Below are 17,990 nucleotides of genomic sequence, written 5' to 3' on the forward strand. Positions count from 1 at the left end.
CCTGCCCTTGCGCGCCTTTTGGGCACGCGTCAATGCGTGGCCAAGTTCTCCACTTGGTCTGCCGCCACACCGATGCCAAACCGCGCCCCCATGGCGTGTTCCAGGCCAAATTCGCCGAGAAGCGCCCGCAACCGCTCGGCCGCGCTGCGTTTTTTCTGTCCGGTGTAGCGCGCGATGATGAGTTCGTTCTTCATGCTGTGCTCCCATCCCACCAGCTCGGTCACAGTGACCTGGTAGCCATTGGCCTCTAGGTACAGGCAGCGCAGCACATTGGTCACCTGGCTGCCGAGTTCGCGGGTGTGCAAGGGGTGACGCCACAGTTCCGCCAGGGGCGTGCGCGCCAACTGCAAGGCCTTGCCTTGGCGCAGGCAGGCTGCCATCTCCGCTTGGCAACAGGGCACCAGAACCATGGCCCGGGCCTTTTTTTGCAGCCCGAAGGCAATCGCGTCGTCAGTGGCGGTGTCGCAAGCATGCAAGGCGGTGACCACATCGATCTGGTCGGGCAACTCACGGGCATCCGCAGACTCGGCCACGGATAGATTGAGAAACGACATCCGCTCAAAATGAAGCCGCTGCGCGAGCGCCCGCGACTTCTCTACCAGTTCCGCCCGGGTCTCCACCCCGTAGATATGCCCGCGGCCCAGCGCCTTGAAATACAGGTCGTACAGGATGAAACCCAGATAGGACTTGCCCGCTCCGTGGTCCGCCAACGTGGGCCCACTGCCCTGGACGGACAGCTCCGTGAGCAGGGGCTCGATGAAGTTGAACAGGTGGTACACCTGCTTGAGCTTGCGGCGTGAGTCCTGATTGAGACGGCCATCCCGGGTAAGGATGTGCAGCTCCTTGAGCAGCTCTACCGATTGGCCAGAGCGCAGTTCCTGCAGCTCAGCACTCTCGTTCTTGGATTTTCCCGCACCGCGAATTCGCAGGTCGGTCGTCGCTGCAGATGGGTTCTTTTTATTCATAAACCGGGGCCTTGTGCTGGCGGATTGTCCTCGCTGGCGGCAGTGGCGGCCATGTTCGCACCGCCTTTGTCATGGGGGCCCACGTCCAGCGCCAGCCAACCGGCCATGCCCATCTCTTCAAGTACTTCCATGTTGCGCTCAAAGATGGTTTCCGCCTCGGGAAAGACCGACACCGCCCGATCAATGCTGGCCTCGCGCAACAAGTGCAGCGTAGGGTATGGAGCGCGATTGGTGCAATTAGTCACGTCGTCCGCATCTGTGCCGGCGAACTGAAACTGCGGGTGAAAGCTTGCGACCTGCAGCGTGCCCGCCAACCCGAGAACGTGCACCACGTCCTCCACGTCACCAAGAAAGTCGTTGAAATCCAGAAAATCCTGCAGGCAATGCGGCATCACCAGCAAGGTGGTGTCCCTGACTTCTGCGGGTGTGTTTGCGAGCGCTTGAAGTTCTTCGCGCAACACCTCCAGCACATCCTTCCCGGTCGTGGACAAGCTCACCACGTAGTGAATTTGCCCTTTGACATGCACCGACTTAGCAAACGGACAGAGATTCAATCCTATGACGGCCCGCTCCAGCCACCGGACAGTGTCCTGGACGTAGGTATCAGTGGATACAAAATGGGGGAGCGCCTTAGCGGCGTTGGTGGAGGAAGATGTCATGGGTGCGCGCAGAAGCGCGGGGATAGAGGTGGGATTTTATCGGTGTGAGTTGTTGGCAGATCGCGCGATAGCGGCGGTCCCACTCGGAAGTCTCATGGACTCCTCAGTGAATGCTCACATCGGCGGGAGGGCAGCGGAGAAAAAGAATAGATGCGCAAGCACACACAGCAAACACGCTCTAGGCGGCCACGTCTAACGCAGCCTGAAGTCGCGCTACACCAGCGACGAACCACCCCAAAATCAACGCATCTCGCTCCACCCCGGAACCGGCGCTATTCCTGCAGCAGTCGGCGCCCTGTCAGGCGCTCATGCTCCCGCACGGCAAAGCGGTCCGTCATCCCGGCAATGAAGTCGGCCACCGCCCGCGCTCTTCCATACCTGTCGCCCTCCAGGGCTCGCGCGGTAAAGGCAGCCTTCATTTCGTGAGGCTGGGCCATATAGGCATCGAACAACTCACGCACGATTTCTTGGGCATGGCCCGTAGTCTCCATGACCCGGGGATGCCGGTACAGATGCTTGAAGAGGAACCGCTTGAGTACGGTAGAGCGCTCGCGCATCTCACCACTGAAGCTCACCAGAACAGGGAGCTTCCGCACCTCATCCGGATGGGCTGGTGCATGCTCGTGCAGCGCGGCTTTTGTGGTGTCAATGACGTCGTACACCTGCGCACTCAGCATCCGCCGTATCGCCTCATACAACAAGCGGCGCTGCATTGATGGCGTGGCGAGGTCGGGATGCTCCATCTGGGCTGCCGAACGGTATGCATCGAACAAGGGCACTTCTTGCAGCTGCGTCAGGGTAATCAACCCCGAGCGCACGCCGTCATCGATATCGTGCGCGTTGTACGCAATCTCATCAGCCAAGTTGCACAACTGCGCCTCCAGGCTCGGCCGCTCATTGCGCAGGAAGCGAGCACCGACACCATTGGGCTCCTCACTCTCCAACTGCAAAGCATGAGTGCGCGAGCAGTGTTTGAGAATCCCTTCTCGGGTCTCGAATGTGAGATTGAGTCCGTCATACAACGGGTATCGTTCTTCCAGCTTGTCCACCACTCGCAAGCTCTGCAAGTTGTGTTCAAAGCCTCCGAAGTCCGCCATGCAGCCATTCAAGGCGTCCTGCCCTGCATGCCCGAACGGGGTATGCCCCAAGTCGTGGGCTAACGAGATGGCCTCAACCAAGTCTTCGTTAATCTGTAGCGACCGTGCGATGGATCGCCCGAGTTGCGCGACTTCTAACGAATGAGTTAGCCGGGTACGAAATAGATCCCCCTCGTGGTTGAGGAAGACTTGTGTCTTGTAGACAAGCCGTCGGAATGCCGTGGAATGGACGATTCGGTCGCGGTCGCGCTGGTATTCAGTTCGAGTGGGCGGCGGACACTCTGAATGACGCCGACCGCGGGTCTGCGCGGGGGCAGATGCGAAGGGCAACAGATCTACGAGCCCAATCACCTTAGTAGCCCCTCATCAAACGGCACCTACGCTTCTCGAAAAAGCAATCCAAGCAACCACAAATATTCACTCGCAGCAGGCATCAATAACTTCACGGACTAAGGAGTCTGGCGCCGAGCGCACAAGTGCTCTACCGGGGCCATCGATCACAACAAACCGAATCTCGCCTGCTTCGGCTTTTTTATCAATCCGCATCAACTCCAAATATCGACCGGCGTTGTCGTTAGCATCTAATACTGGCCCTTTGGTGGGTAAACCAGCAAGCTGGATCAAAGAGATCAGCCGCCGAACAAAGTCAGCGTCTACCAACCCCAAGCGTCGGGAGAGTTCAGCGGCCATGACCATCCCGGCCGAAACGCCCTCTCCATGTAACCAAACACCGTAGCCCATCCCTGCTTCGATGGCATGACCAAAAGTGTGACCAAAGTTCAATATAGCGCGCAAGCCTGACTCCTTCTCATCCTTGCTTACGACCCAAGCTTTGATCTCACAACTACGCTGAACCACATGAGCAAGTGCCGCGGCCTCCTTGGCCATAACTGCGTTCAAGTTTTGCTCCAGCCATTCCATGAAGGCGATATCTGCAATCGGCCCATATTTAATAACCTCAGCTAAACCAGCGCGAAGCTCACGATCAGGCAGAGTACTCAATGTACAAAAATCGCAGATGACCAGTTGAGGCTGGTAAAAAGCCCCTATCATATTTTTCCCCAACGGATGATTAATCGCAGTTTTCCCACCTACCGAAGAGTCAACTTGAGCGAGCAATGTCGTAGGCAACTGTACAAATGGTATACCACGCATATAGGTGGCAGCCGCGAAGCCTGTTAGATCACCAACCACACCGCCACCAAGCGCGAACAGAGTCGTCTTTCGATCACATTGCCAACTCAAAAGTGAGTTAAATATATTGTTTAAAGAATCCCAACTCTTATGAGACTCACCATCTGGCAGCTCGATAACACGAACGTCCTCGAATATTCGAGCTAGAGAGTTTCTTACTCGATCTAAATGATACCCAGCAACAATAACATTTGTGACAATTACAGCAACCCGAAAATCGGAAACAATACCGTTGAGAGACTGAACTAAGTCGATGTTTTCACCCACTAGTATTTCATAAGTTCTATCACCCAAATCAATATTGATCACATTCATATTTTATCACCCATACCAAATTACAGTCACCAAAACAAAAAAGGCCAATATAAAATTGGCCTTTTATTCAGACTACAGCATCATCATGGGCAAACCACAGCGCCGCCATCTTTAATAGTCACTGAAACAGTTTGCTTAACGAGTTTTGAGTCGTAAACGTCGATTGGAATCACCTTATCAGCAGTTACACATCTCGGACCCGTGGTGGAATCAGGAAGGATCGCTGTCAGCGTGTTGGCAGCTACGGAGAGTGTGGTGAAAAAGGCTTTGTCAGCCGGACTCACCAGGGGAGTATAAGGCGCAGTGCCTCCTGCGATCAAATAAGTAAGCGTTGTGGAGGTCGCACTCTTTTCATCCACTGTTTGACTAGCAGGTGAAACCTGCAAAACATTAGTGGTCACAGTAACAGAAACCACCACTGAGGTACCAGCTGCATCCGTAATTTTGATGTCAGATGCACCTTGAGAGACCAGTGATACCGACACAGATGAGCCGGAGATAGTCGCTGTAGCAACAGCGGTGTTAGTTGAACTCACGGTGTACGGAGCCACGCCACCGTTGACAGTCACGGAATTACTTGTACCAGCGGGCCCAGTGATAGAGGCAGGCGAAACCGACATCGTGCCCACCTGCACTGTGGCCGTGACACTCAACGTAGCACCTGCCGCATCAGTGATCAAAATAGTCGCAGTTCCTGCTTTCGGAAGTCCGAGAAGCGTCACCGTAGATCCAGAGATAGATGCGCTGACAGTGCTTGCATCTGAACTGTTAACAGAATATGGACCAACACCACCCCGCACATTGAACTGAAGGGACTGATTTGGCCGCAATGTAACCGCAGTTCCGGCACTGCTGACCAATGGAACCGCTTTGGCGGTCACAGTAATTTTCACTTGCTGAACAGGGAGACTCTCGTCGTACACCGTTAACGTTGAAGTCCCGTCACTATTTCCAGAAATAAATAGTATCCCGTCAGCTGAAAGGAACGCACTAACGGAAGCATCGGAGCTGATTACACCGTAAGGTGCTTTACCGCCACGCACTTCAATATCTGTGGACCCGCTAGCGCCCACAGGCAAACTAATTGCACTTACAGGGGGGTAGACTCTCAAGGTTGCGGATGGACCATTAGGGGTACCACCTCCGCCCCCCCCGCCTCCACAAGCGACAACCAACACACCGGTAGTGATGGCAAGTAATATTTTAAATAACTTTTTCATAATCAATTAATCCGTAAATAATTATTTTCTAGGACCACTATCAGAAATAACTTTAGGCGTAATAAATACTAACATTTCACGCTTGGTAGATTCTTTTGTTCTATTTTTGAAGAGATTACCCACCACAGGAACATCGCCAAGCAACGGGATTTTATTCTCTTGATTGGTTTCTTCCATTTCAAAGATTCCACCAATTACAACGGTTCCACCGTTTTCAATCAAAATTTGCGTTTTGACATGCTTGGTGTCAATAGCGACACCTTGAGTAGTTGTCTCTCCTCGGCTGTCTTTGTTCACGTCTAAATCAAGAATAATATTCCCCTCAGGAGTTATCTGGGGCGTCACTTCAAGCTTGAGTACTGCTTTTTTAAAGGCTAGAGTCGTAGCACCGTTAGGGGCCGTCACAGCGTACGGATACTCTGTACCTTGCTCAATCAGCGCCTTAGTTTGATCCGCCGTAATAATGCGAGGGCTGGAAACTATCCTCCCCTTACCGTCGGCCTCCATTGCCGAAAGCTCTAATGTAAGAAAGCGATTTGCGGCAGAATTGAATATCGATAGCGCAAAACTCCCCACACTGCTCACATTAGATAGACTTGCGGGCAGGTTCACAAAATTTCCACTCGTATTAGTCGCACCACCTGCACCACTGGATGCAACGGCATCGCTGTATGAGGTACCGAAGGCTACTCGGTTATTTCCTCCGACTCCATATCCACCATCCCCCCCCCTATTAGCACGCAAGTCAGTTGCACCCAAACGTACACCCAAAGATCGGCCAAAAGTATCTCGCGCCTCGACAATGCGCGCCTCAATCAAAACTTGACGAACTGCAACATCCAAGCTCGCCAGTAGTAAACGAACTTCTTCGAGCTTGCTTGGGGTATCAGTCACAAATAACTGATTTGTCCTCGGCTCGGATATTGCACTACCACGCTCCGACAAAAATCGCGTTGATGCGGCCCCGCTGGACGCACCCGCCGTAGTGGTGAGCTGAGCAACAATGTCTGCTGACTTCGCATAGTTAAGCTGAAAAGCCTGCGTCTTAAGTGGCTCCAATTTTTGGATTGCCTGAGCAGCCTCGAAGTCTTTCTTTGTACGAGCATCTATCTCATCTTTAGGGGCGATCCATAGAACGGATCCTGTCTTACGCATACCAAGACCTTTGGCGTCCATGATAATTTGGAGCGCTTGGTCCCAGGGGACATCCTTGAGCCGCAGGGTTAGAGCACCCGTGACAGTGTCAGATGTGACTATATTGAAATTCGTAAAATCAGCAATAACCTGCAGCAAAGATCTCACTTCGATATTCTGGAAATTCAAGGATAATTTTTCTCCTGAGTACCCAGGACCCTGCGTCAATTTACTCAGATCGATTTTCTTCTGCCGAATTTCAACAACAAACTGATTGTCACTTTGGTATGCGCTGTGCTCCCATTCACCATTCGATTCAATAAGCATACGGACGCGCTCACCCGTCTGTGTTGTAGTTACAGTCTGCACAGGAGTGCCAAAATCCGTAACATCTAATTTTCGACGCAACCCCTCAGGCAACGATGATCGCATAAATTCAACCACAATACCTTTGGTTTGCTGCTGCAGATCAACACCTACCTGATTGCTAAGAAGATTCACGATTACCCTTCCAGCACCGTCCGAACCACGTCGAAAGTCTATGTCTTTCAACGGTAGCACATCGTTGTTCTGACTTTCCGAAAATGCGGTGGTTTGAGCAGAAGGCCTCGTTCCGACAAGCGAAGACTCAAGCGACAAAAACAAGGATTTCCCTTGAATTTCCGTTTTGTAAGAGGTCGGATTTTTTAGATTCAGAACAATACGCGAACGCTCCCCTGCATTCACAATATTCACCGATTTTAAATTTCCAAGGTTAATATCATACAGAGATTTACCACTATCATTCCCCACCCCCTGAAAGTCCAGCGCGATGCGTGCAGGAGACTGTGTCGAGAATCCTGTAGGCGAAGAAGAAATCGGCTCAGAAAAATCAACTCTCAATATCTCAACACCCGCCTGGATGCTAGCGGAAACAGCACTAATCCCCCCAGCGGCAAATGCCCCAAGAGAAAGAAAAAGCATTGAAACGCCTACAGCAGCGCCACGGCAATAACTGAACAATATGCCACTATTTTGTTTCATTTTTTACCCTCTTGCAGATCAAGCGATGCTGAACGCTCTATCCAATCCCCTGTTGCATCTTGTGCTATTTCACGCAGCTGAATTGAATTTTCAGTAATCCGAGTGACTTTTCCATAATTTTGACCAAGGTAATTTCCAACCTTGACCTGATAGATCAAGCTATCAACTTTAATCAACGCTATCGGTGCGCCTGATTTATTCAGACTACCCACCATAGCCATAGAATCCAATGGGAACGCCTCCAATGGCTCCTTACGACGGACCATTTCTGGAGCGATCAACGTAACGTTCGAGGCCACTTGACTAGAGTCCCGTTTCAACGCTTGTGTTAATTTAAGTTGATTGAACGGTTCTATCGCACCATCCTGGCTATATGCTTCAGGGACAAACTTCTTTGGTTCAGTTAACGGCTGAACGCTCGGTTTTGTGTTGGCTCGCTGCTCCGCCATCCAAACTCTCAATTCATCTTCCCCTGACGGAGCACAGCCAACAAGCATTAACAAACCACTCACAAGAAATGACGCAGTGAAAATTTTCATCACTTAGCCCCCCCCGCCTTCTTTTGCGCCTGGATCTCCTCAGGATCCAGATATCTAAATGTGCGCGCAGTCGCATCCATAGTTAAGCCTTCACGAGCCCCGGGAGTAATCGATATGTTGTTAAGCGTAACAATGCGAGACAGGTGCGCAATATCAGAGGCAAAAGCTCCGATATCATGATACTTACCAGTAACACGAATAGAAATGGGAAGCTCAGCATAGTAGTCTTTGGCAACGACTTGACCGGGCCGAAACAGCTCAAACTGCAGACTTCTCCCTAAACCAGATTGATTGATATCAGAAAGCAACGCAGCCATTTCAGCTTTACTAGGAAGTTGCTTTTCTAGCTGAATAACATATTGCTGAATCTGCTCACGCTGCTTCTTCAGTGCATCCAGGCTAACTGCTTTGATGAGCTTCTTCTGGTAGTCACCCCTCAAAGCTAATTCCTTGTTGCGTTCCTCACCCAACTGCACTTCATAGTCTTGCAAAAATGCGAACCACGACACCGCAGCGACAGCGCCCGCAATAAAGACGCAGAGAATTACCTTTGGCAAAACTGGCCAAGCTGAAGGATCTCTGGAATCCAAGCTTCTGAACTGCCGCTGGACAGACTCTATCCATTCAGCGAAATTTATCTTTTTTTCTTTTGCTTTCGCCATGTCACCTACCTCCAGGCGAAGAGGCAGCAACATTCGCTGCCGCTATAGATTTTTGTGCGTCGCTGGCGCGCACCAATTGGAACCTCAAGTTGAAGGAAGAAACTCGGCGTTGATCTCGCGAGGTCAGCGCTACAGTACTTGCAGTGATTTCCACCAATTCTGGCTTCGCCAACCACGGCGTGTTGCTTGCCAAATTACGCAACAACTCGGAAACCCGTTCGTTGGACTGCGCCATCCCCTGCATCGTGATCGTTTGCCCGGCTTGCCGGATTGCCGTGACATACACCCCGTCAGGGAGTTGTTTGACCAATTCGGTAAGCAAGTGAACAGGAAGGTTTCTGTCAGACTGTAGATCTTCTACCGCCTTCTGGCGCGCACGCAAAGAAGCAATTTCATCTTCGATGGATGCAATTTCTTTGATCTGTCCCTCCAACACCTTTATCTCCTGCTGGAGAAAGGCGTTCTTATTCTGCTGATCCGTGATCATGATCTGAAACCACCAGTAGATGGCTCCGGCAATAGCAAGGCCCAAAAGCAAAGATGCAAACATCGTCGCCTGAAAAGCTTCCTTGCGGCGTTTGCGTGCCTCCTCTCGGTGAGGCAAAAGATTGATCAGAATCACTGCAGAAACCTCCGCATAGCAAGACCGCACGAGGTCAGGTACGACGGTGCTTCGCGCACCATTTTTTTCAGTCGCACGGAACTTCCGATTTCCATACCATCAAAAGGATTGACAGCACTGCACGCAAAACCGGTTTGCTGGGTGACAGCCTCAGTTAGCCCCGGCAGTGGGGCCGAGCCACCAGCCAGCATGATGTGGTCCACACGGTTGTGGGGCGTGCTGGTGAAGAAGAATTGGAGGGCTCGGCCAATCTCTTGGGCCATGCTGTCGACAAAAGGACGAAGGACCGCTGATTGATAGTCTTCCGGCAAATCACCGCTGCGCTTTTTACTTTCGGCTTCTTCCACGGAGAAACCATATTGCCGAACAATCAGTTGGGTCAGCTGGGCGCCGCCGAAGGCTTGGTCGCGGTCGTACAGAACCTCTTCGTTCCGAATCACCTGCATACTGGTCGTCAAGGCTCCAACCTCGAAAAGCGCCACCATCGCATCAACGCCTTTATTCGGCAGCGCTTCAATGAGACGCCCTGCAGCCAGTCGTGATGCATGGGATTCAATATCGACCACCACAGGCTTTAACCCGGCGGCCTCCGCCAAGCCTTGTCGGTCCTGGACTTTTTCGCGCCGAGACGCAGCAATCAGAACGTCAACGTCCCCCGGCGCGTTTTTACTCGGACCAATAACGCAGAAATCCAAGCTCACCTCGTCGAGCGAAAACGGGATGTACTGGTTGGCTTCGGATTCGACCTGAACCTCAAGCTCCTGCTCCGTCATTCCACCCGGCAGCGTAATCTTCTTGGTGATCACAGCGGAGGGGGGCAATGCCAGCGCCACGTTTTTGGTTCGGGTGCCGCTCTTTTTGACTAGGCGACGCAATGCGTCCGCCACTTCGTCAAATTTTTCGATGTTGCCATCGGTGATCCAGCCTCGCTCCAGCGGCTCGATCGCGCAACGCTCTAGGACCAGACTACCTGCCTTATCGCGCCCCAACTCCACCAGCTTGACACTGGAGGAGCTGATGTCGATTCCCAGCAGCGGAGCAGACTGGCGATTGAACAAAGACCCCATTGAGATCAAGATTGGTCCCCTGTAACTTGCCAAAATGAGGCAACAAAACTTAACACTTCACATGAATGCTATCAGTAAGATAGTTCTCCGGCAAAGATTTTTCCCCCTGTAACGCCCGAAGAGCGTTGCCAAAAGCAGACGAAATTTCAGAGCACTGCAATACCGCTTGGCCACTACGGGAAGCCTTTCAGCGACACCTTGCCAAGTACGAAACCGGATTTCCGACCCCAGCGGTGGACATTTTTATAATGGGTGGTCTTACCCCATCGGAGCGATATGCCGCCCTCCCCCTCGAAGTCCTCCGACAAGTCGGACTCCTCTCCTGCTCGCACCCGTCCCAGTTGGCTTCGCTGGTTGGTTCGCATCGCTCTATGGATCACTGGACTGGCGGCGGCCGCGGCTTTGGGCTTGGCGCTCACAATCGCTGTGGCTCTATCAGTGGCCTACCCCAACCTGCCGGACATCTCTGACTTGGCGGACTACCGCCCCAAATTGCCGCTGCGGGTGTACTCTGCGGAAGGGGCCTTATTGGGCGAGTTTGGAGAAGAGCGTCGCAACCTCACGCCCATCGACGAGATTCCGCAGGTCATGAAAGACGCAGTGCTGGCGATCGAAGACTCTCGCTTCTTCCAGCACGGTGGTGTGGACTACAAAGGCGTGCTGCGTGCGGGCCTCGCCAATCTGGGCCGTGTGAAAAGCCAGGGCGCCTCGACGATCACCATGCAGGTTGCGCGAAATGTTTATCTGTCCTCAGAAAAAACATTTACTCGCAAAATTTACGAAATCTTACTGACTTTCAAATTGGAACATTTGCTGACCAAGGATCAGATTCTTGAGATTTACATGAATCAGATTTTCCTTGGCAATCGTGCGTATGGATTTGCGGCAGCCTCCGAGGCTTATTTTGGGAAACCGCTGAAATCCGTTTCCATTGCTGAAGCAGCAATGCTTGCGGGCTTGCCCAAGGCACCATCTGCATACAACCCCATCAGCAATCCCAAACGTGCCCGCGCTCGACAGCAGTACATCATCGAACGGATGGAAGAGAACGGCTTCATCACTGCGCAACAAGCAGAGCAAGCCAAGAAGGAAGAGTTGAAAATCCGTACGGGACCCGACAACACGCGCATCCACGCGGAATACGTTGCCGAAATGACCCGCCAGCTAATCTTCGCCCAGTACGGCAACGAGGCCTACACACGCGGCCTTAACGTGTACACCACCCTCAATGCGGCGGAGCAAGAGGCCGCCTATGTGGCCCTGCGGCGCGGGATCATGGACTACGAGCGACGCCAGCAGTATCGGGGACCAGAGAAGTTCGTCGCGTTGCCCACAGCAGCCCAGGAAGTGGAGGACGCCATTGATGACGCCCTTGCCAACCACCCAGACAACGGAGACGTACTCTCCGCTGTGGTGCTGGAAGCATCCACCAAACGCATCCTGGCCGCACGAGCCAATGGGGACTCACTGGAGATCACCGGCGATGGACTCAAACCAGCGCAGTCGGGGCTCAGCGACAAGGCGCCGCCCAATATCAAGATCCGGCGCGGCGCTGTCATCCGAGTGGTCAAGACACCAAAGGGCGCATGGGAGATTACACAGCTGCCCGAAGTGGAGGGGGCTTTTGTAGCCCTTGACCCCCGCAATGGCTCCATCCGGGCATTGGTGGGTGGATTCGACTTTGACAAGAACAAGTTCAACCATGCAGCGCAGGCATGGCGCCAGCCTGGTTCGAGCTTCAAGCCGTTCATCTATTCAGCAGCGCTTGAAAAGGGCTTCACGCCTGCCACCGTTATCAACGATGCTCCGCTGTTCTTTGATGCGGGTATCACCGGCGGTCAGCCTTGGGAACCCAAGAACTACGACGGCAAGTACGACGGCCCCATGAGTATGCGCACGGGCTTGGCGAAGTCCAAAAACATGATCTCCATCCGGATCCTGCAAGCCGTAGGACCCAAAACCGCGCAGGAATGGGTGGGACGATTTGGATTCGACCCAGAAAAGCACCCGGCCTACCTGACCATGGCGCTTGGCGCGGGCTCGGTCACGCCCCTGCAAATGGCATCCGCTTATTCCGTGTTTGCCAACGGGGGCTACCGCGTCAATCCTTGGCTGATTGCCAAGGTGACTGACCACAAGGGGCGAGTGATTTCAGAAATCACGCCACCAGCGCTCAACGAGCAGCCCCGGGCCATCGACGCACGCAATGCCTTTGTGATGAGCAGTCTGTTGCAGGAGGTGACCCGCACCGGCACTGCAGCGCGGGCCCAGGCCACTCTCAAGCGCCCCGATCTTTATGGCAAAACCGGCACTACCAACGATTCGGTGGACGCGTGGTTCGCAGGGTTCCAGCCCACCATTGCGGCTGTCACTTGGATTGGATATGACACGCCACGCAATCTGGGCAGCCGGGAAACCGGTGGCGGGCTCAGCCTGCCCGTGTGGATCAGCTTCATGGAGCGTGCGCTGAAGGGCGTGCCAGTGATGGAGCCTACAGTGCCACCCGGTGTCGTGAATGTGGGCGGTGAGTGGTTCTACGAGGAGTACGCACGCAATGCGGGTGTTTCGAGCGTGGGGGTGGACGACCGGTCCGCGTCTCCCGCAGTAACGCCCCAAGCACCTCCGCCTTCTGAAGAGCGCAGCCGCATCCTGGACTTGTTCCGAAACTGAGCGCCGCATAATCCGCAGCGCCCCTCCTCAACTGGGTGGGCGCGGAGTAAGTTACGGGGCAAACTGCAGCGACATCCCGGACTGTTGCGAGGCATCGCGCGTGAGGCATGCAAAAAATTCTCCGGCGCCCTTGGTGTCCTGCCAATGGCTGCCATCAAAACGATAGTGATAGCCGCCAGAACGGGCGGCCATCCACACCTCGTGCAGCGGTTTTTGCAGGTTGATCACGATCTGGCTGCGGTTGGGAAAGGTCAAGGTCACCATGCCCCCCGAGCGCTGGCTGTCCACATCGGCATCCGAGGTGTCATTGATGCGATCACAACTGCGTTCGACGGCAAGCAGCAGTTGTTCGGCGTGGTCCATGAATTCGAGGTCGGTCATTACAGTATTCGAATGCGTTCAAGTAGGCTGGCCATTGCTGGTTTTTTCTTGGCTTCTTCCGTCGCCTCGATCATTACCAACTCCTTCTCCAGCTCCATATAGTCCACGCCCTTGACGGTGGCAAGCGCCAGCGCTTGAGGGCGGGTGGGTACTCTAAAGCCTGTTTTCCATTCACTCACCCGCGACGATGGAACACCTTGTTCAGCCAAGGCTTTGCGATCTTCGGCTGTCAGGTTCTCGATTAATTCGGCATACATAGCGGCAAGACTCCATAGAGAGAATTAATTACCAATTCTGTAATCTGTGTTAAATTACGTTTTACGTAATCCGGATATTGTTATCCGTTACTAGTAAGGCAACTTTACCACCATGGAGCCACCCATGTCAGCCCTGCAGCTTCTTCTTCCTGAAATTGCCGCCCCTGAAGCGGCTAACGATTGCACTCCCCCCGAAGTCGGCAGCGATGGCGACGGTTGTGCAGTGGCTTGCATCGCAAACGGTGGGGAGTGCGCCGGGAACGAAAAGCGCAAGGGCCGTCGCCCAGTCCACGCCAGTGCAGCGGCCCGCAAAGCCGCCTATCGCGCTGAAAAGGCTCGGGTCGATTTCACCGACAAGCCCGAGATCATTGCCAAGCTGCGCGAGACAGCCGCCCAGCTCGATTGCAGCGTGAACGAACTGCTTCAGTCCATGGTGCGTTTTGCTGAGTGCAACCGCAATTGGAAACAGGTCGGCCTCTACGGCGCGCGCAATAACGGGGTGCTGCAATGAGTCCCGAAGAAAAGCGCGACCTGCAGTACCGGGCAAAACGGGCTATTGCGGCCCCGGTCCCGAAATCCGTTCTCCAGGGCAGTGCCCGACAGGCTGCCGATTACAAAGCCTGCGCTGCAGCGGTCGGCGCTTTCCTGCGCACCGGCCACCAGGTCGAGCGCGCCCGCCTCCACGTGCTGCGCCTTGAGGGTATGCAGGGGCTGTTGCCATGAGTCGCGCCGTGCATCTGCTGCTCGATCTTTCGCGCCTGCTGCCGCCCTACATCGATGGCCTGCGTGCCCGCCTGTCTTTGGAGACAACCGGGGACCCGCGCAGCGCGACTAGCGCGGCCCCGAAGGGGTGCGTGGGGCAGGGTATGGGCGGCACGCCCATGTCAACCGCTGTGCAGCCCGTACCCGCTGAAAACGCCCTCGCCGACAGCGCCACCGCGCAAGGGATCGTTACCCGCATGGGCCAAGACCCGAAGGGGCTTGGTGGCGAAGCCATAGAGCCCGGTCCCGAAGGGATGCGCCCTGTGTGTCCTTCGTGTGCAGTCGGCTCTATGGGCGCGGCGCCCGCCGGGCAAGCATGNGCGCCGGGGCGGGGCAGGCGCCGACCATCCCCGATGGTAATCACGGGGATAACCAAGGAGGGACCACCGAATGACCCGCCCAGCAAACTCAAAGCTGAACAAGCTCAACAAGGCTTGTTCCCTCGTCCTTGAGGGCAATCAGGTCAAGGTCCGATTGATCGCTGAGCGCATCGAAACCCGCGTTCTTGTGCACATCGATTGGCTGCGTTTCACCTGCCAAGTGCGCAACGCTCCCATGCCCCCCGTTGATGTGCTGTTTCCACCTCCAGTGCAAAGCACGTTGGAACGGCCACTGTCTGAGCATGAAGAGCAGTACGGCACCTATGAAGCCCAGCGTTTTGCGCGCTTCATGCACAAGCTGCAGCAAGTGCCAGATGAAGACTTTGCGCCCAGCGCTCAGGCTGCAGAGCTTGCGCTGCGCGTGGTCGATGCCCTCGGCGATGGTTTCAATGTTGCCTCCGAAGTTCGCAAGGGGCACGACTTCTACAAAAGCCGTTGGAGCATTGAGCGCAACGGCGAAGAGGTCGGTTGGGTTGGCTTTGGTGCCAGTGGCGACGGTCCCCGCCAGCAAGCGCAAAAGCGCACTCTGCACGTGAACCTCTACGGCACAGCCTGCACGTTTGCAAAGCCCTCTTGGCGTTTTGAAATGGCCGATTTGGTCGATGAAGTAAATGGCGTCATCACCCGCTGTGACCTCGCACTTGATTTCTTTGATGGCATCACGGGCGGCATGCAGCGTATCCAAGCCGACTATGAAAGCGGCCTCATGGACTCGGGCGGCAAGCGCCTCAAGTGCAACATGGTCGGCGACTGGATGAACGGCAAGGGTCGCAGCTTCTACATCGGCTCCAAGGAAGTTGGCAAGCAAACCAACATCTACGAAAAAGGCCATCAGCTCTTCGGCGACAAGGATGCATCCGGTTGGATGCGTGCAGAGCTTCGCTTGGGCAACAAGGCCCGCGTTCTCGATGTGGACATGCTGCGCCGTCCTGCTGACTTCTTTGCAGAGGCCAGCCCGTGGCACGCCGCGCTACTTCGCGAAGCAGACGAGCAGATCGAGCTGAACCCCGCCAGCTTGGCCTGCAACGGTCGCTTGGCCGCTGAAACCATCGAAGCCGAAGTCACCCGCAACAAGCGCTGGGTTCGCGATGTGGCTGGCCCTAGCTTGGCCCTCATGTTCACCCTCATGGACGGTGAAGAGTTCGCCGCAATCGTAGAAGGCGCAAGCCTGCCCGGTCGCCTTCGCCGCTTCTCACGCGACGAAATATCCCGCGTTTATCAACGCGCAACTAAACGAGTTTTCAAGGGCGCAGACGCTGGCCACGTCATCGCATAACCCTCAACAAGGCCCAAGGAAATCACCATGCAATTCAAGTCCGAAGTCATCGTCCACGGCGTCAAGGAAAGCGCGGGCTCCATCGATGGCCGCGCATTCAGCAGCACCGTTTTTCACTGCGAAGTCGACCTCGCCGAAAACAGTGCTGGCCGCTCCATCGGTCGCGCTACTCGTCCATTCAAGCTGGGCGACGCCAAAGAGTTTGACAAGTGGGCACACCTCGGCGCAGCCCTGCCCATCAAAGCCATTGCCACCTTTGAAATGGCCGCAGCAGCGCAGGACGGAACCAAGATGGTATTGGTCGATATCCGCCCCGTTGAGCAGGCCAAGCCAGCTGCCAAGGTGCAGTGATGTTCTACGTGATCCAGTCGGCAACCACGGGCGCATTCCTCGCCCCCTCGTATGAGGACGGCCAGCCCGAATGGGTCATGTTGCTGCGCGAAGCCGTAGCGGTCGAAGACCTCGAAACAGTCGCCCAGCTTATCGAAGACCACGCCGAGCCATTTCACCGTGCGCAAGTCGTGGACCTTCGCGAATTACACCGCTCTGTGCCCCTTTGATGGCGCTAGGCGGCAACCCTAACAACCGCAGCTAATGGAATTTCGTTCCCGGGAGCTAGCTAGTTGAGATTTCAGCCTGTAGCCGGTCAACGCTGTGAAGCGCCATCGGCTATGGGGTGCAATCCCGCACCTTTCAAACAGGAGATCAACATGATCAATCAAACCCGCTCTGTCGCTCAAAAGTACGGTTCCAAGCTGGCCGCAATTCCTGCTGTTGTCCTCGCCTCCGTGGGCACTGCCCATGCAGCTCTGCCCGCTGCTGTGACCACCGCCATCAGCGACGCAGGCACCGACATGACCACCGCAGTGACCGCGATCATCACCGCGTTCGTCGTGTTCTGGGGCCTGAAGAAGCTGGCCTCGAAGTTCGGCTGGATCTGATCCCTCCCCCGCCATCGTGTGAACCATCCGGGGGCCTAGTGCCCTCGGTTTTTTAGGGGGTCGGAATGGCTCAGTGCGTCAAGGTTTTGCCCACGGGTTCCACCATCGGATTTAACGGTGGCGTGGGCTACTACTTCAACTCCACGGTGCCAATCATCGTGCCCGATGACGCCTGCACCAGCGGCCTGCAGATTCTCACCAAGGCCGAGATCGACGTGATGAAAACCATCAAGGTCGATTCCTCCTCGGACCCCGCCCGCGTGCAGGACATGGCAGACCTGTTTTACGCCTTCCTCGCCGTGTTGGTTGTCGTGTGGGGCGTCAAGCAGCTGCTCAACCTGTTCACCGGCGACACCTCAAAGGATTGAACGTGATTGCACCCATCGATTACATGATCGCCGCGGGCCTTTGCCTGCTGCTATTCGTCGCTTTCAAGTGAGCGGCGTATGAACGACTACCAATACGCAGAGCTTGTCTCTGTGCTGATGAATTTGCTTCTTGTGGCTGGGCTTGCTGGCGCTGTCGGTGCCGCCCTTTGCTCTTTTGTTCTTTCCATTGCAGAGCGTCTTATCTCGGGCGCTCCTATGGCTCTTACACCAGAGCAAGAAGAAAAGCTCATTGCGAAGATTCGCGCCACAGCCGCCTACGAACGTTCTCGAAAAAAGTGAGGCCCCCATGACTGATGACCAAGTGCTGTTTGTGCAGCAATCCCTCGTCGCTTCCTCGTTCTATTTCGGCGTGGCTGGTGGCCTTGTTGGCGCTGCCATTCCCTCTGTGTGCCGCTTCTGCTACCGCGCGGCGCGTGGCCTCTTTCAGTGGCGCTGAC

22 protein-coding genes are annotated in these 17,990 nt (G+C 54.9%); 10 read left to right on the plus strand and 12 right to left on the minus strand.

Annotation, left to right across the window (positions count from 1 at the left end):
• Positions 1 to 29 precede the first annotated feature (29 nt).
• From ACTJKQ_RS16820 to ACTJKQ_RS16865, 10 genes are all read right to left on the minus strand, one after another.
• A complete protein-coding gene (locus ACTJKQ_RS16820) occupies positions 30 to 965 on the minus strand; it encodes a class I SAM-dependent methyltransferase (protein ID WP_440597485.1) in 936 nt (311 codons plus the stop codon).
• Positions 962 to 1,624, minus strand: a complete 663-nt coding sequence (locus ACTJKQ_RS16825) for a DUF1415 domain-containing protein (protein WP_440597486.1) — start codon at positions 1,622 to 1,624, stop codon at positions 962 to 964. The genes ACTJKQ_RS16820 and ACTJKQ_RS16825 overlap by 4 nt, the downstream gene beginning before the upstream one ends.
• A gap of 272 nt (positions 1,625 to 1,896) precedes the next feature.
• A complete protein-coding gene (locus tag ACTJKQ_RS16830) occupies positions 1,897 to 3,069 on the minus strand; it encodes a deoxyguanosinetriphosphate triphosphohydrolase (RefSeq protein ID WP_440597517.1) in 1,173 nt (390 codons plus the stop codon).
• Between the two features lie 69 nt (positions 3,070 to 3,138).
• Positions 3,139 to 4,230 carry a 3-dehydroquinate synthase gene (gene aroB, locus ACTJKQ_RS16835; protein ID WP_440597487.1) on the minus strand — a complete coding sequence of 364 codons (1,092 nt, stop codon included), beginning with the start codon at positions 4,228 to 4,230 and terminating at the stop codon, positions 3,139 to 3,141.
• 83 nt (positions 4,231 to 4,313) lie between these two features.
• Entirely contained in the window at positions 4,314 to 5,450 is a 1,137-nt protein-coding gene (locus ACTJKQ_RS16840) for a hypothetical protein (RefSeq protein ID WP_440597488.1), read from the minus strand.
• A gap of 21 nt (positions 5,451 to 5,471) precedes the next feature.
• Positions 5,472 to 7,607 (minus strand): type IV pilus secretin PilQ, encoded by a 2,136-nt coding sequence (pilQ, locus tag ACTJKQ_RS16845; RefSeq protein ID WP_440597489.1) that lies wholly within the window; start codon positions 7,605 to 7,607, stop codon positions 5,472 to 5,474.
• Entirely contained in the window at positions 7,604 to 8,146 is a 543-nt protein-coding gene (locus ACTJKQ_RS16850) for a pilus assembly protein PilP (RefSeq protein ID WP_440597490.1), read from the minus strand. Before ACTJKQ_RS16850 ends, pilQ begins: the two co-directional genes overlap by 4 nt.
• Positions 8,146 to 8,808, minus strand: a complete 663-nt coding sequence (locus tag ACTJKQ_RS16855; protein ID WP_056060190.1) for a type 4a pilus biogenesis protein PilO — start codon at positions 8,806 to 8,808, stop codon at positions 8,146 to 8,148. The genes ACTJKQ_RS16850 and ACTJKQ_RS16855 overlap by 1 nt, the downstream gene beginning before the upstream one ends.
• A 1-nt stretch (position 8,809) precedes the next feature.
• Positions 8,810 to 9,430, minus strand: coding sequence for a PilN domain-containing protein (locus ACTJKQ_RS16860; protein WP_056060186.1), 621 nt, complete (start codon positions 9,428 to 9,430; stop codon positions 8,810 to 8,812).
• A complete protein-coding gene (locus ACTJKQ_RS16865) occupies positions 9,427 to 10,506 on the minus strand; it encodes a pilus assembly protein PilM (protein ID WP_015012658.1) in 1,080 nt (359 codons plus the stop codon). The genes ACTJKQ_RS16860 and ACTJKQ_RS16865 overlap by 4 nt, the downstream gene beginning before the upstream one ends.
• A gap of 267 nt (positions 10,507 to 10,773) precedes the next feature.
• On the opposite strand from ACTJKQ_RS16865, the gene ACTJKQ_RS16870 reads away from it, so the two are divergent.
• Positions 10,774 to 13,167: a penicillin-binding protein 1A gene (locus ACTJKQ_RS16870; RefSeq protein ID WP_146869890.1), complete on the plus strand. Its 2,394-nt coding sequence runs from the start codon at positions 10,774 to 10,776 to the stop codon at positions 13,165 to 13,167.
• Between the two features lie 51 nt (positions 13,168 to 13,218).
• On the opposite strand, the gene cyaY is transcribed toward ACTJKQ_RS16870, so the two are convergent.
• Both cyaY and ACTJKQ_RS16880 read right to left on the minus strand, forming a co-directional pair.
• On the minus strand, positions 13,219 to 13,548 hold the full coding sequence (gene cyaY, locus ACTJKQ_RS16875) for an iron donor protein CyaY (RefSeq protein WP_056060182.1): 330 nt from the start codon (positions 13,546 to 13,548) through the stop codon (positions 13,219 to 13,221).
• Positions 13,548 to 13,805, minus strand: coding sequence for a hypothetical protein (locus ACTJKQ_RS16880; RefSeq protein WP_440597491.1), 258 nt, complete (start codon positions 13,803 to 13,805; stop codon positions 13,548 to 13,550). The genes cyaY and ACTJKQ_RS16880 overlap by 1 nt, the downstream gene beginning before the upstream one ends.
• Positions 13,806 to 13,929: 124 nt before the next feature.
• Between ACTJKQ_RS16880 and ACTJKQ_RS16885 the strand changes: the two genes are divergently transcribed.
• The 9 genes from ACTJKQ_RS16885 (at position 13,930) to ACTJKQ_RS16925 (ending at position 17,989) form a co-directional block, all read left to right on the plus strand.
• Complete coding sequence (locus tag ACTJKQ_RS16885) at positions 13,930 to 14,316, plus strand: hypothetical protein (protein ID WP_440597492.1); 387 nt, start codon at positions 13,930 to 13,932, stop codon at positions 14,314 to 14,316.
• Positions 14,313 to 14,528, plus strand: coding sequence for a hypothetical protein (locus ACTJKQ_RS16890; RefSeq protein ID WP_436079223.1), 216 nt, complete (start codon positions 14,313 to 14,315; stop codon positions 14,526 to 14,528). The genes ACTJKQ_RS16885 and ACTJKQ_RS16890 overlap by 4 nt, the downstream gene beginning before the upstream one ends.
• A gap of 429 nt (positions 14,529 to 14,957) precedes the next feature.
• Entirely contained in the window at positions 14,958 to 16,223 is a 1,266-nt protein-coding gene (locus ACTJKQ_RS16895) for a replication initiation factor domain-containing protein (protein ID WP_440597493.1), read from the plus strand.
• A 27-nt stretch (positions 16,224 to 16,250) separates the two neighbouring features.
• Positions 16,251 to 16,574 (plus strand): hypothetical protein, encoded by a 324-nt coding sequence (locus ACTJKQ_RS16900; protein WP_440597494.1) that lies wholly within the window; start codon positions 16,251 to 16,253, stop codon positions 16,572 to 16,574.
• Complete coding sequence (locus ACTJKQ_RS16905; protein WP_436079220.1) at positions 16,574 to 16,783, plus strand: hypothetical protein; 210 nt, start codon at positions 16,574 to 16,576, stop codon at positions 16,781 to 16,783. Before ACTJKQ_RS16900 ends, ACTJKQ_RS16905 begins: the two co-directional genes overlap by 1 nt.
• A 150-nt stretch (positions 16,784 to 16,933) precedes the next feature.
• A complete protein-coding gene (locus ACTJKQ_RS16910) occupies positions 16,934 to 17,164 on the plus strand; it encodes a major capsid protein (RefSeq protein ID WP_440597495.1) in 231 nt (76 codons plus the stop codon).
• Between the two features lie 65 nt (positions 17,165 to 17,229).
• Positions 17,230 to 17,532, plus strand: a complete 303-nt coding sequence (locus tag ACTJKQ_RS16915) for a hypothetical protein (protein ID WP_440597496.1) — start codon at positions 17,230 to 17,232, stop codon at positions 17,530 to 17,532.
• Positions 17,533 to 17,610: 78 nt separating this feature from the next.
• Positions 17,611 to 17,832, plus strand: coding sequence for a hypothetical protein (locus ACTJKQ_RS16920; RefSeq protein WP_440597497.1), 222 nt, complete (start codon positions 17,611 to 17,613; stop codon positions 17,830 to 17,832).
• Positions 17,833 to 17,839: 7 nt separating this feature from the next.
• Positions 17,840 to 17,989, plus strand: a complete 150-nt coding sequence (locus ACTJKQ_RS16925) for a hypothetical protein (RefSeq protein ID WP_436079134.1) — start codon at positions 17,840 to 17,842, stop codon at positions 17,987 to 17,989.
• Position 17,990: the final 1 nt, after the last annotated feature.

Origin of the sequence: Acidovorax sp. 22279 (genome assembly GCF_052045435.1) — a bacterium.
Lineage (GTDB): Bacteria > Pseudomonadota > Gammaproteobacteria > Burkholderiales > Burkholderiaceae_C > Acidovorax > Acidovorax delafieldii.

What these genes read in the sequence shown, in the direction of transcription:
- ACTJKQ_RS16825 (WP_440597486.1), bottom strand. Translation starts at nt 1,624, where the DNA reads ATGACATCTTCCTCCACCAACGCCGCTAAGGCGCTCCCCCATTTTGTA.
- ACTJKQ_RS16925 (WP_436079134.1), top strand. Translation starts at nt 17,840, where the DNA reads ATGACTGATGACCAAGTGCTGTTTGTGCAGCAATCCCTCGTCGCTTCC.
- ACTJKQ_RS16915 (WP_440597496.1), top strand. Translation starts at nt 17,230, where the DNA reads ATGGCTCAGTGCGTCAAGGTTTTGCCCACGGGTTCCACCATCGGATTT.
- ACTJKQ_RS16905 (WP_436079220.1), top strand. Translation starts at nt 16,574, where the DNA reads ATGTTCTACGTGATCCAGTCGGCAACCACGGGCGCATTCCTCGCCCCC.
- ACTJKQ_RS16900 (WP_440597494.1), top strand. Translation starts at nt 16,251, where the DNA reads ATGCAATTCAAGTCCGAAGTCATCGTCCACGGCGTCAAGGAAAGCGCG.
- cyaY (WP_056060182.1), bottom strand. Translation starts at nt 13,548, where the DNA reads ATGACCGACCTCGAATTCATGGACCACGCCGAACAACTGCTGCTTGCC.
- ACTJKQ_RS16855 (WP_056060190.1), bottom strand. Translation starts at nt 8,808, where the DNA reads ATGGCGAAAGCAAAAGAAAAAAAGATAAATTTCGCTGAATGGATAGAG.
- ACTJKQ_RS16840 (WP_440597488.1), bottom strand. Translation starts at nt 5,450, where the DNA reads ATGAAAAAGTTATTTAAAATATTACTTGCCATCACTACCGGTGTGTTG.
- pilQ (WP_440597489.1), bottom strand. Translation starts at nt 7,607, where the DNA reads ATGAAACAAAATAGTGGCATATTGTTCAGTTATTGCCGTGGCGCTGCT.
- ACTJKQ_RS16920 (WP_440597497.1), top strand. Translation starts at nt 17,611, where the DNA reads ATGAACGACTACCAATACGCAGAGCTTGTCTCTGTGCTGATGAATTTG.
- ACTJKQ_RS16885 (WP_440597492.1), top strand. Translation starts at nt 13,930, where the DNA reads ATGTCAGCCCTGCAGCTTCTTCTTCCTGAAATTGCCGCCCCTGAAGCG.
- ACTJKQ_RS16820 (WP_440597485.1), bottom strand. Translation starts at nt 965, where the DNA reads ATGAATAAAAAGAACCCATCTGCAGCGACGACCGACCTGCGAATTCGC.
- aroB (WP_440597487.1), bottom strand. Translation starts at nt 4,230, where the DNA reads ATGAATGTGATCAATATTGATTTGGGTGATAGAACTTATGAAATACTA.
- ACTJKQ_RS16895 (WP_440597493.1), top strand. Translation starts at nt 14,958, where the DNA reads ATGACCCGCCCAGCAAACTCAAAGCTGAACAAGCTCAACAAGGCTTGT.
- ACTJKQ_RS16870 (WP_146869890.1), top strand. Translation starts at nt 10,774, where the DNA reads ATGCCGCCCTCCCCCTCGAAGTCCTCCGACAAGTCGGACTCCTCTCCT.
- ACTJKQ_RS16880 (WP_440597491.1), bottom strand. Translation starts at nt 13,805, where the DNA reads ATGTATGCCGAATTAATCGAGAACCTGACAGCCGAAGATCGCAAAGCC.
- ACTJKQ_RS16850 (WP_440597490.1), bottom strand. Translation starts at nt 8,146, where the DNA reads ATGAAAATTTTCACTGCGTCATTTCTTGTGAGTGGTTTGTTAATGCTT.
- ACTJKQ_RS16890 (WP_436079223.1), top strand. Translation starts at nt 14,313, where the DNA reads ATGAGTCCCGAAGAAAAGCGCGACCTGCAGTACCGGGCAAAACGGGCT.
- ACTJKQ_RS16910 (WP_440597495.1), top strand. Translation starts at nt 16,934, where the DNA reads ATGATCAATCAAACCCGCTCTGTCGCTCAAAAGTACGGTTCCAAGCTG.